Source organism: Coprococcus sp. RTP31081st1_H1_RTP31081_211007, assembly GCF_040227275.1.
In the GTDB taxonomy this organism is placed as follows: domain Bacteria; phylum Bacillota; class Clostridia; order Lachnospirales; family Lachnospiraceae; genus Coprococcus; species Coprococcus aceti.
The window spans coordinates 483,713-496,242 of the sequence record NZ_JBEHVP010000002.1 but is presented as its reverse complement, the minus strand read 5'-3'; the positions used below and the strand labels follow the sequence as shown (position 1 = coordinate 496,242).

At 46.0% G+C, this 12,530-nt stretch carries 11 protein-coding genes; 10 read left to right on the top strand and 1 reads right to left on the bottom strand.

Going from position 1 to position 12,530, the window contains the following annotated elements; all coding sequences use genetic code 11:
- Nucleotides 1–51 precede the first annotated feature (51 nt).
- The 5 genes from ABUA31_RS06365 (at nt 52) to ABUA31_RS06345 (ending at nt 6,031) form a co-directional block, all read left to right on the top strand.
- On the top strand, nt 52–771 hold the full coding sequence (locus ABUA31_RS06365; RefSeq protein ID WP_349093215.1) for a response regulator transcription factor: 720 nt from the start codon (nt 52–54) through the stop codon (nt 769–771).
- 67 nt (nt 772–838) lie between these two features.
- Nucleotides 839–2,056 (top strand): HAMP domain-containing sensor histidine kinase, encoded by a 1,218-nt coding sequence (locus ABUA31_RS06360; protein WP_349818963.1) that lies wholly within the window; start codon nt 839–841, stop codon nt 2,054–2,056.
- Between the two features lie 107 nt (nt 2,057–2,163).
- Nucleotides 2,164–2,925: an ABC transporter ATP-binding protein gene (locus ABUA31_RS06355; protein WP_015534679.1), complete on the top strand. Its 762-nt coding sequence runs from the start codon at nt 2,164–2,166 to the stop codon at nt 2,923–2,925.
- 11 nt (nt 2,926–2,936) lie between these two features.
- The gene (locus tag ABUA31_RS06350; protein ID WP_349818962.1) at nt 2,937–5,393 is read left to right on the top strand and encodes an ABC transporter permease; all 2,457 of its coding nucleotides are present in this window, start codon (nt 2,937–2,939) and stop codon (nt 5,391–5,393) included.
- Nucleotides 5,394–5,452: 59 nt separating this feature from the next.
- On the top strand, nt 5,453–6,031 hold the full coding sequence (locus ABUA31_RS06345) for a DUF1294 domain-containing protein (RefSeq protein ID WP_349818961.1): 579 nt from the start codon (nt 5,453–5,455) through the stop codon (nt 6,029–6,031).
- On the opposite strand, the gene ABUA31_RS06340 is transcribed toward ABUA31_RS06345, so the two are convergent.
- A complete protein-coding gene (locus ABUA31_RS06340) occupies nt 6,018–6,536 on the bottom strand; it encodes a DUF6512 family protein (protein WP_349818960.1) in 519 nt (172 codons plus the stop codon). The two genes, ABUA31_RS06345 and ABUA31_RS06340, sit on opposite strands and share 14 nt — an antisense overlap.
- A gap of 170 nt (nt 6,537–6,706) precedes the next feature.
- Here ABUA31_RS06340 and ABUA31_RS06335 point away from each other — a divergent pair, with 170 nt between their 5' ends.
- From ABUA31_RS06335 to ABUA31_RS06315, 5 genes are all read left to right on the top strand, one after another.
- Complete coding sequence (locus ABUA31_RS06335; protein ID WP_349818959.1) at nt 6,707–7,009, top strand: hypothetical protein; 303 nt, start codon at nt 6,707–6,709, stop codon at nt 7,007–7,009.
- 63 nt (nt 7,010–7,072) lie between these two features.
- Nucleotides 7,073–8,245: an exonuclease SbcCD subunit D gene (locus tag ABUA31_RS06330; RefSeq protein ID WP_015534685.1), complete on the top strand. Its 1,173-nt coding sequence runs from the start codon at nt 7,073–7,075 to the stop codon at nt 8,243–8,245.
- A gap of 87 nt (nt 8,246–8,332) precedes the next feature.
- Nucleotides 8,333–11,104, top strand: a complete 2,772-nt coding sequence (locus ABUA31_RS06325; protein WP_349818958.1) for an AAA family ATPase — start codon at nt 8,333–8,335, stop codon at nt 11,102–11,104.
- Between the two features lie 23 nt (nt 11,105–11,127).
- Nucleotides 11,128–11,679, top strand: a complete 552-nt coding sequence (locus tag ABUA31_RS06320; RefSeq protein WP_349818957.1) for an NUDIX hydrolase — start codon at nt 11,128–11,130, stop codon at nt 11,677–11,679.
- Between the two features lie 59 nt (nt 11,680–11,738).
- Complete coding sequence (locus ABUA31_RS06315; protein WP_015534689.1) at nt 11,739–12,338, top strand: TetR family transcriptional regulator; 600 nt, start codon at nt 11,739–11,741, stop codon at nt 12,336–12,338.
- Nucleotides 12,339–12,530: the final 192 nt, after the last annotated feature.

Genomic DNA, 12,530 nt, shown 5'->3' with positions numbered 1-12,530 from the left:
TAGAGTCATATAATATGAATTGTCTACAGTGAAGATATTGGAGGGTATAGGATGACAGAAAAGCATACAGACAAGAGAACAATACTTATAGTGGATGATGACGCTGATCTGTCTATGCTGATACAGGATATGCTGGAGGACAACGGCTATGCTTTTCTGTACGCAGCCAGCATAGACGATGCATATGAAGTGCTGACAGATAACAAATGTGATCTCATACTTCTGGATATCAATCTTCCCGATGGTACAGGTTTCTCATTCTGTAAAGAACTCAGGCATACTTCGCAGGTGCCAATCATATTTGCAAGTGCAAGGACGAGTGAGGATGACAAGGTGAATGGCCTTGATATGGGTGGAGATGACTATATCGCAAAGCCGTATTCACTGAAAGAGCTTATGTCTCGTATCCGTTCGATACTCAGGAGAACTTATGGTGTTGATGACAATAAGTCTGAGATGTTGACCCTGAACACAGACGGGAACGAGATAGAGATCAACAGGCACGCACGGACTGTGAGCAGAAACAAAAGTAATGTGGATATGAAGCCGAAGGAATTTGACCTGCTTGTATACATGGCGGAGAACAGAGGCAGGGTATTGACAAAGGAACAGATCATGAGTGCCGTGTGGGGGCTGTACAGTGATGTGGAGCCATCCACGGTTGCGGTGCATGTGAGGTGGCTCAGAGAAAAGCTTGAGACAGATCCGTCACATCCGCAGCTTATCCGTACGGTATGGGGAACGGGATATGTGCTGGGAGATAATGAATAGACAAAGACAGTGAGGATAATATGAGCTTGTAATGTGGATGTCCACTTGGCAGCTATAGGGAGTTTATATGAAACGACATTCAGTAAGAAACAATATAATAAAAATGCTGATCGTGTTCATGTGCGCCATAACCATAGTTTTTGGCTGGCTGTTCTACAGGGAGAAGCAGGACGAGACACGGCGGATAAAAGATGATGAATATGGGCAGTATATAGTGGAACTGAATGAAGTGAAACAACTGTATGATTCGGGATCCACAGATGCTGACGAAAAGCTTGACGCTGTAATGAATGAACTCAGGGAACAAAAGCTAGATACCGGCAAGTCAGGACTTAGAAATATATTGATCATTTATATTGTTGTCCTGTGTGTTGTGATTGTATTATTCCTGTACATATACGTGTGTGTTCTCAGGCCATTTGATGAGCTGGAGGATTATGCATCACATCTGGCAGCAGGGGATATGGACACCAAACTTAAGTACAGACGGGTAAATATGTTCGGAAGCTTCACGTGGGCATTTGACCATATGAGAACGGAGATAGTGCATGCAAGGCGTAGAGAGCAGGAAGCGATAGAGAACAACAAGACAGTTATAGCCACGCTGTCACATGATATAAAGACTCCGATCGCATCCATAAGAGGATATGCGGAGGCATTGGTCATGAATATGGATGCCACCCAGGAGCGCAGGGAGAGGTATGCGTCGGTCATCATGAAGAAATGTGATGAGGTTACGTCCATAACGAATGACATGTTTATTCATTCCTTGCATGATCTGGACAGACTGGTGGTGAAGAGTGATAAGGTTGAGATAAAACCTCTGCTGGAACAGGTCCTGTCAGATATAGGTCTCGGAATGGATATCGTGGTGAATGGAGATATAACCGAGGCAGTGCTTGAGCATTCAGATTCGGGAAGAGTGGTTCAGGTGATAGAAAATATACTGTCAAATGCCGCTAAGTATGCCAGAGACACAGAGATAAGTATTGTTACGGAATGTATATCGCCCGAAAAACTTCCAAGGAATGTCCATGTGAGCGGCGCTGATATGGTATACAGGCTGTCCATAAAGGATCATGGAACAGGAATCCCGGATAAGGACATGCCGTTCATATATGAGAAGTTTTATCGAGGGGAAAACTCCGGTGATGAACCTGGAGCGGGCCTTGGACTATTTATTGTCCATTATCTCATGGACAGAATGGGCGGAGATGTGGAACTTGTAAATCATGCTGATGGCCTGGAGGCAGTGTTATATTTTGCAGCAAGAAAGGTTTGTTAAGGACTTGTTAATAAATAGGGTGATATGGTTGTAGCACGGTGGCGAGGTGAAGATCTGTAGAGGATGTCTGAATGCCCCCGTGCTACAACTATAAAAAGGAGAGAAAAATGGCAGATATAATTCTTCAGGCAAGAGACCTTTGCAAAAGCTTTTCCAGTGAGGGCGTGCAGAATCATGTGCTCAACAATATGGATCTGGATATCTATAAGGGAGATTTTACAGTCATCATGGGAGCGTCAGGCTCGGGAAAATCCACACTGCTTTACAGTCTGTCCGGGATGGACAGACCGACTTCGGGAAAGGTCATATATGATGGCGAGGATATAACAGAATACAATGAGAAGCGCATGGCAGAACTCAGAGTGTATGAGTTTGGATTTGTGTTTCAGCAGATACATCTTGTTAGTAACCTCAGCATTAGAGAGAACATACTTGTGCCGGGTTATATGAATAAGGATACGAGAACAAAAGAGACTGAAAACAGGGCTGATGAACTCATAAAAAAGATGAATATAGAAAGTGCTGCTGACCGACTTCCTGCACAGGTGTCCGGCGGAGAGGCACAGAGGGGCGCTATTGCCAGAGCGGTCATCAACAGTCCGGGTATCCTTTTCGCGGATGAGCCGACAGGCGCATTAAACCGCAGAAATACCCAGGATGTGCTGGATCTTCTCACCGAGCTCAACGTGGAGGGACAGAGCATACTCATGGTTACCCACGATGTGAGGGCTGCTATCAGGGCGAACAGGATCATCTACATAGAGGACGGAAGGATCATAGGTGAGCTGAAGCTGTCACAATATATTGAAGAAGATCGCAAGAGCCGTGAGAGCCAGATAGATGCATGGCTTGGTTCCATGCAGTGGTAGGAGGTGCCGGGATGAGATATATCATGATGGTGCTTCGAGGAAATATGAGAAGAAACAAGGGCGTGCATATAAGTGTGTTCGTGCTTATGCTTATCATTTCTCTGGCATTCTGTTCAGTGCTTTCTTACTACACGAATTCCATAAGGCATGATTCGGAAGCTATGGAAGAGGTTGGTTATGGAGGTATGCTTGCCGCACTTTACGGGGAGAACAGGCTGGATGCCTATGGAACAAGTGCAGACAAGATAATAAAGAATATTGGCAAATGTGATGCGGTGCAGGAAGTGAAAGCAGCAGATGTTGTATATCTGCTGCTTAAGGACTGCAATGGAAAAGGCGGAAACAGCAGCTTCGTTTTGAATGATACAGACAGCGTGCTCACATATGATCAGTATGATGTGGATAACAAAATGACAGATCGCCGGCTTGAAAAAGGTGAGGTAAGTGTGCCGTTCAGTTTCATAAGTATGTATGACTGCAAGATTGGTGATACAGTCGAGCTGGGCAATGATAACGGTTCTTATACCTTCAAAGTTGCGTCATTTTTCGAGGATCCATATATGGGATCTTCGGTCATGGGAATAAAGACGATATTGATCTCAGATGAGGATTTTGCGGATCTCAAGGCAAAGGCTGCGGAAGATAATAGAAGCGGACTGGAAGATGACAAGAGATCCTTTGAATTGTCAAAGCTTATCATAATAGATAAAAAGCCGGGCCTGGACCTCACGGAGATGGAGTTTGAGAGAGAACTGAATAATGTGAGTGATTTCGCGTCATATTGCTGGATAACTTTATCAAAGGAGCAGGCGGGAAACTACATGCTTCTTATGACAAAGGTATTCTCCGCGGTGCTGCTTATATTTGTTGTGCTGCTTCTGGTGGCGGCTATGATAGTTCTAGGACACAACATCGGCAGCAGCATAGACATGGATTTTGTTAACATAGGAATACTCAAAGCGGTCGGAATGACAAATGCATCGGTGAAGCTGGCGTTGCTTGCCGGGTATATGTGCACTGTGGCGGCTGGACTGTTTGCTGGAATACCACTGGCCATTCCGATACTAAAAATTATAAATAGTGCCACAAGATCTTCTTCAGGACTTGAAGTTCCGTCTGATATTAATGTAGGACTTGTGCTGTGTGTCATATTGGCGATACTGCTTCTGGTAGCAGCATTTATCATGTTGAAGACAAGGAGAATATCCGAGGCCACACCTATAAAGGCGATAAGAGGTGGACGGGACAGTGTGCATTTCTCAAGCGTTCTGAAGCTTCCGGTCTCAGGCAAGAAACTTGGTGTGAGTCTTGCATACAGACAGTTTATATCTGAGAAGAAACAGTATGCCGCAGCCATCATAGTGACTGCTATACTTGCCATGTTCATGATACTTATGAATGATATGATGCGCTGGTTTAATTCACAGAATATGCTGGCGGATATGTTTTTAGTCACGAAGTATGACCTGACTGCTTCGTTTGTCGATGAGGATACGCAGAAGGATATAGAGAATGTTATATCAGAACACACAGCGTATAGAAAATATCAAATGTCCAGCGAGTACCTTCTGTTCGATGATGTGCAGATGTATTGTTATATAGTGGAGGACCCTGATATGATCAACACGATAAGAAAGGGAAGAACCTGCACATATGACAATGAAGTGCTGATAACCCAGTATGTGGCTGATGGATTTCACATGAACGTAGGTGACACAGTCACAGTCAAGCGCGGCGGCGTGGCAAGGAAGATGGTGATCTCCGGCATATACGATTCGGCAAATGATATGGGCAAGAACTTTGCAATTAGTAAGGCTGCATATAGTAAGTTTGCCAGCGAAGAGACCGTAAGTGAGTCTGGTGTCAGTGGAGCTGCCAAAAGCAGTTCAGATGAGGAGGAATGGAGCGGCAAAGGAATATGTTATGATCTTGACAATACTGATGAATGTGATGCGATAATCCAGGAGATAGATAAGAGATATGGCGATAATCAGGGCATCACGTATTCAATACATTCAGCAAAGGATGATTTTGAAGAAGTGGCGGGTACAGTCAACATTGCAATACAGGGACTCACATTGCTCACATATATGTTAGGGGCTGTATTCGTGATAGTCACGGTCATAATCGTGTGTGGCAAGGTTCTCATGCGTGAGCAGAAGGATATCGGAATATACAAGGCACTTGGATTTACATCCTTCAGACTCAGATGCCAGCTTGCGGTCCGCTTTATCGTGACGGCAGTTGTGGGTTCGCTGCTTGGTATAGTTCTGGCACTTATCGTCAGCAAGCCGTTCTTCAAGGCAGGATTTGAATCATTTGGAATATACAGTTTTAATTTAAGTACAAGCGTGATATCACTGGTTATACCATTGGTATTTATGAGCGTGTTATTCTCTGTGGTAGCATTTATCAGAGCGGGGAACATCAGAAAGGTTCAGCCGCAGGTGCTCATCGCAGATCAGTAGAAGTATATAGGAGAGTGGAACTATGTATACAATGTCAGTAGACAAGGTGGGTATATATAATGGATAAGTTGATCATATATCTGATATGTATAAATATACTAGGAGCTGTCCTTGATGGAGTGACGGCTGCGAGACGCAGGAGAACAAGCCATAAGGCGCTCAGTGTTCTGCTGGGGATCATAGCCATTGCCGGTGGTGCCCCTGGCATGATAATAGCATTTGCGTTGTGTGACAGGACTGCATCCAAGACGAATATGATGCTGAGAGTGTTCACAGTGTGCGTGTGTGTGATAGAGCTTGCGGTGTTCATGACTTGGAAGCTTAGACCTGCGGGCAAATGGAACTTTGCATTCTGGAATGTGTTTGTGGAATACAGATGGACACTTTGGTTCGTTGCGGCAATGAGTGTTGTAACATTTGTCATGTTCGGAATTGACAAATATAGAGCGGTCAAGGGCGGATACAGGATACCTATAGCTGTCCTGCTCGGCATGGCATTTGCCGGTGGAAGTATCGGTGCTCTGCTTGGAATGGTGGTGTTCAGGCACAAGATAAGGAAGAATTATTTCTCGGTTGGAGTGCCACTTATACTTGTAATGCAGGTGGTGCTTCTGATGTGTGTGGTTAATCTGTTGTAGGAACCGCAAATATCCCCAGTTCAGGCGGATAGTTGGTAAATGCAAAGAATGCAACCGCGAGAATTGCCAGGATAGTCATGGAAACGTAGTCGTTTATGCACATTTGCCTGGATTCTAATCTGTTTTCGGTGCGCAATGCATATACAACCCCAGCAAAATAAAGTGCGATATTCAGAAATTCATAATTCCTGCCCAGTACACCGTTTAGAGTGTAGAAACCAACCACAATGAATGCCATACCTGACAGGATACCGACAGTCCTTGCTGGAAGATAATGTTCCGGCAGGGGCTTATCTTTTATATGAGCCCAGAGAAATTCCATCATTGTCAGCAGGAGCATTGGAAAGAATATAAGTTTCAGGTGTTCCCAGGTTGACTCGTTCACTGCCGAGAATAGTCCGACAGCGGGATTGTCATTTGACCACTCGTAGGTGAAATGCAGCAGCACTCCGAGGATCGATATGAAGAAAAAACGAAAAAAATTGAGTTTGTTAGTAGTTGCCATAGAGCGTTCTCCGATGAAAACTAGTGCTATATTACATAGTATATGACGAATATGGTATTTCATGTAGCGGAGAAACCGAAATCAACGAAATTAAGATAAACATAATTGGGATATATTGTCGGTGATGTTATAATCATTTCAACGAATGTTTTGCTTAAAGGGGGGGACATATGAGTAGCTTGTATGAACATTATCCAATTGTAATGTGGGTAATAGATGGTGTCTTTTGGATGATAGGAGTGTTGTGCTGGATCATTACCTACATTGGGGCACCTCTTGAAAGTAGGAAACTGGGACATCATGTTTCAGGAGTGCCTGGAGCAGCTTTTGTATTCTTTTTGATAGCAGGTTATTTCTCACCGAATAAATGGCTGATGCTGACTGCGTTGCTTGATTTTAGTCTTACATACCTGCCTGTATTTTTGTTGAAAGAACAATTAAAAAAACATTTAAAAAAGGCAAAAGATGAATAATTGTAGGACTAAGTGCCAATCAATATGGGAAAAAGCCGGGAGAGTAAGAAAGGGGAAGTACATATGCGTTTGATCCATTTATCTGATCTTCACATAGGAAAGCGTGTAAATGAATTTTCTATGTTGGAGGATCAGGAGTATATATTAAAAGAAATATTGGGCATCATCGATGATGAGCAGCCGGATGGAGTCATCATAGCCGGGGATGTATATGATAAGTCTGTGCCGAGCGAGGAGGCGGTGAAACTGCTGGACAGCTTCCTGACTTCGCTTGCAAAGAGAAAGCTGCAAGTATATATCATCAGCGGCAACCATGATTCGGCGGCCAAGCTGGCATTTGCATCAAGTCTGATTGATCTCAGTGGAATCCATATATCGCCGGTATATGATTCGGCACAGATAGCCATGATGGGAGATGGGCTGGTCAGACCATATAAGCTGGAGGATGGAAAAGGACAGATGGCGAACATATACATGCTGCCATTTGTGAAGCCGGCAATGGTCAGAGCGGTATTCCCTGATGAGGCGGATTATATAAAGGATTACACGGATGCCTGCCGTGTGGCGGTGGAGCACATGGATGTTGATGAGAAGGTTACAAATATCCTTGTGGCCCACCAGTTCGTGACCGGGGCTGTGCGCTCGGAGTCGGAGGAGAATGTGGGCGGTCTGGACAATGTGGATGTGTCGGTATTTGACTCATTTGACTATGTGGCGCTGGGGCATATACATGGGCCGCAGAAGGTGGGCAGGGAGACTGTCAGATACTGTGGAACACCGCTTAAGTATTCACTTTCGGAGGCTAACCACACCAAATCGGTGACAGTTGTTGACATCCCTGAGAACAAGAAAATAGAGATAAGGACTGTTCCGCTTGTTCCGATGCATGAGCTGCGCGAGGTAAAGGGAACATTTGACGAGCTGATGGACAGGCGAAACTATGAGGGGACGGCTGTGGATGATTATCTGTATGTGGTTCTCACGGACGAGGATGACGTGCCGGATGCTTTGGGAAAACTCAGAACGGTCTATCCAAATGTGATGAAGCTTGGATACGACAACACCCGAACCCGTGTGACACAGACGATAGACGATGGCGCTGTGCTTGAAGGGAAAAAGCCTATAGATCTGTTTGGAGAGTTGTATGAGAAGCAGAACAACAAGGAAATGAGCGATGAACAGAGGAGTTTTGTTCAGGATATTATAGACTCTATATGGAAGGAGGAGCGCTTATGAGCGAAGCGAATAACTCAAATGCGCTCCGACGACCTGCCCCGCTCGCGGAGGCGAGAGGGGCGATACATTGTGAAAGGAGGCCTGGTGATGAGACCCATAAATCTTACGATGTCGGCATTTGGGCCATATGCGGGAGTCCAGATGCTTGACATGGCCCAGCTTGGGGCTGAAGGCTTGTATCTTGTGACTGGGGATACAGGTGCGGGAAAGACCACGATATTCGATGCCATCTGTTATGCGCTGTATGATGAGCCGAGCGGAGCGAGCCGTGATGCGAGGATGATGAGATCAACGTATGCCGATGTGGACACAGATACCTACGTTGAACTGACATTTGATCATATGGGGAAGACTTACAGAGTTAAAAGAAATCCTTCCTATGAGAGACGTAAGAAAAAAGGTGAGGGAACTACCCTGCAGGATGCGGCTGCAGAACTGTATCTGCCGGATGACTCGGTCATCTCCAACAGAACGAAGGTAAATTCATATCTTCAGGAATTGTTGGGTGTGGACAGAGAGCAGTTTTCGCAGATATCCATGCTTGCCCAGGGTGAGTTCAAGAAACTGTTGGTGGCGGAGTCCGGGGACAGACAGAAGATATTCAGCAAGCTTTTTCACACATCAAGGTATTTTGTTCTGCAGAAGCGTCTTCAGGATGAGACGAGAAAGCTTCAGAGTGAACGGGACGATATGAAGAAGAGTATAGAGCAGTATATATCCGGGATAGTCTTCGGAGAGGATGACCCGCTGGGGATCAGTGTCCAGAAAGCAAAGGACGGCCAGATGCCAATTGATGAGGTGATCACACTCATCGGAAAGCTTATTGTAACGGAGAAGGCAAGAACAGATTCATATGAAAAGCAGATCGGTACACTTGAGACCCGGGTCGGGGAACTTGACACGCTGATAGGCAAGGCACAGCAGACAGAGAAAGCCAGAGTGCAGCTAGAAAAGACACATTTGGAGCTTGCAAATGTACAGAATGACAGAACTACTGCTGAGGCAGAGTTAAACAGGACAAAGGAAGCGCTCCCAGAGACGGAAGAGCTCCAAATGCAGGCAGCAGTTATAAATAATGAGCTTCCAAACTATGAGAAACTGGACGAGAAGCGAAAAAATATTGTAGATGAGGAACAGCTCCTGCAAAGGCAAAATGAACAGGCAGAGAAGGGCAGAATGCTTGTGACAGACAAACAGAAGAGCATAGAAAAGCTGAGGCAGGAGCAGACACAGCTTGCGGATGCGGGGGAGAAAATAGTTGCAATCACGGCATTGAGGGAGAAGATGGCTGACGCTGTTGACTATCTGAATGACATAAGCAGACTGCTCATGGAATACAGCAGAAGAAAACAGGCGGTGGACAAAGTACAGAAGCAGTATCTGTTTGATAATGATATGTATACCAGAAAACAGGATTTGTATGAGCATATGAGCACGCTCTACAGGAATGCCCAGGCGGGAATCCTTGCAAAGGATCTGAAGGAGGGACAGGCGTGCCCTGTGTGCGGTGCGACGGAGCACAAACTCCTTGCATCGCTGCCAAAGGAGGCTCCGACAGATGCGCAGTTAGATGGTGCGAAGAAGGATGCTGACAAAGCCCGCGACAGGGCAAATGCCAGTGCTACGGATGCAAAGGTAAAGCTTGCCAGCGTCATGGAGATCAGAAACAGCATTATTGAGCAGGCTGGAAGGAAATTTGACGATCCGGAGGATATAGACGGTCTGCCGGAAAAGGTTGAGAAGAATATAGGATATTACAATGAGAAGATTGCCGATACAGACAGACAGATCGAGGCAGAACGCAAAAGGGTCAGCAGAAGGGATGAGCTTGCTGCAAAACTTCCTCAGGAGGAAGAAGCATTTGCCGGGATGCAGGTGAAGCTGGCGGAGCTTGAGAGAAATATATCGGCGCTCACGGCAAAGGTTGTTTCAGACAGAGAACAGGCGACAGAACTGGCCGCGGGGCTCAGATTCAGGAATCGGAGTGAGGCGGAAACGAAGATGAACGAGATTCTTGGCAGAGCAAAGAAACTGCAGAATTCATTTGACGCCGCTGAGAAGAGATATAATGCTGTGATCCAGGATATTAAGACGCTGGAGGGGCAGATAAAGGCTCTGACAGACACGCTGGAATCAGCAGAGAGGCTCGAACTTGCTAAGCTTGAGGAAGATAAAACCGCAGTGAGAGATGAACTGGGAAGGATCAGGCTTCTCATGCAGGATGGAAACAGCCGCATCCGTGCAAATGAAACGGCGATGGCGAATATAAGCAGAAAGTCCGATGAGCTTTCGGCAAAAGAAAAGAAATATGTAAGCGTGAAGTCGCTCTATGACACTGCCTCAGGAAATGTATCCGGCAAGAACAAGATAAACCTTGAGGCGTATATACAGATGTCGTATTTTGACAGGATAATTCAGCGTGCAAATCTGAGATTCCTGAAGATGTCAGATGGTCAGTATGAGCTGGGGCGTGTGACGGACAGCAGTGACAAGAGAAGCCAGATCGGCCTTGACCTCTGTGTTGTGGATCATTACAACGGCAGCAGACGAGACGTTAAGTCTCTTTCTGGGGGCGAGTCATTTATGGCATCACTCTCCCTTGCACTTGGACTCTCCGATGAGGTGCAGGCTTCGGCTGGCGGCATACAGATAGATACAATGTTTGTGGATGAGGGCTTTGGATCTCTTGATACAGAAAAGACTCTGCCACAGGCATACAAAGCGCTGGTCAGCGTGACCGAGGGACGCAAGCTGGTGGGAATAATATCGCACGTGACTGAACTCAAGGAGAAGATTGACAAGCAGATCGTGGTGGAAAAGGACAGAACCGGCAGGGCGAAGGCGAGGCTGGTGGTGTAGGAATAGAAGGACGGTACAAAATAATGGAACTTTTTGATATATGCGACGAACAGGGCAACCCTACCGGAGACACAGTGGAGAGGAGCGAGGCACATGCAAAAGGCATATGTCACAGGACTGCCCATATCTGGATAGCGAAGCAAGAGAATGGAAGGTATAAGGTTCTTCTGCAGAAGAGGTCGATGGATAAGGATTCTTTTCCCGGAAGGTATGACACTTCCTCTGCCGGACATATACAGGCAGGCGATGAACCGATGGAGTCGGCACTCAGGGAACTCGGAGAGGAGCTTGGCATCAAAGCTGAGGCCGCAGATCTTGATTTCGCGGGAACATTCAGGATCCGGTATGAGAAGGAATTTCACGGCAAAATGTTCAGGGACAATGAGGTGGCATTTGTGTTCGTGTATCAGAAAACGGTGGACATAGCAGACCTGACGATCCAGAAGGAAGAGCTGGACGGCGTGAGCTGGTTTGATCTGGATGAAACCTATGAGGCATGTAAGAACCATGACCAGAAGTTCTGCGTGCCACTCGGCGGCCTTGAGACGGTGCGAAGATACCTGGATGGCAAATAGAGATAACTTTCAAAAATATGTTGCCAGACTAGTTAGTTTATGCTAACATAACATGTGTTATGGAAAACGACAAGCGTAGTGAAACGATAGAAAAACTTAAAAAAGCCGGCAAAGAGGAATTCCTTGAAAATGGTTACCAGAGGGCAAGCCTCAGAAAGATATGCAAGAGTGCTGGAGTTACCACCGGAGCTTTCTACTTTTCATTTGAGAGCAAGGAGGCTCTGTTTAAGGCGATACTTGAACCGCTTGTGAACCAATATGAAGCCATGCTTGGAGAACTTATGAAGGGGGAGATTGAGAACCCCGCCACGGGCGTAGATGCAGATAAGATTATGATGCAATTCCTTCTGGCACACAGGGAAGAGGTAATGATCATCATGCATGGCGCTGACGGCAGCTGCTATGAGAATTATCACCAGAGGGTTGAGGAGTTCATGAGACATTCATTTGCGGCATATTACAGGTCACAGCTTGGATGCGAGCCGGATGAGACTTTGGTTCGCGTGCTGGCTAAGATGCGGCTTGAAGGAGCCATGGCGATACTGAACGAGGATGTAGATGTGGAGAAGAAAATGTATCTGACAGAAAAGATTGGCATTCATGCCACAGGCGGTACAGAAAAGTTGATAGAGAGTTTAAAGAAAGAGGTTCATCGATGATGAACCTCTTATTTTTATGAACATAACAAAACAAGACAAATGTTATATTTCATAAGGAGGGGCCCACGTAAGTGGGAGGATTCCGGCAGAGGAAGCGCACTGATGTGCGCGCAGGTCATCAAGCTGCGCTTGACGACATGTTGTGAAGCACGCAAACGCCGCGCGCAGCGCCTCTCATGTGTTTACACAATT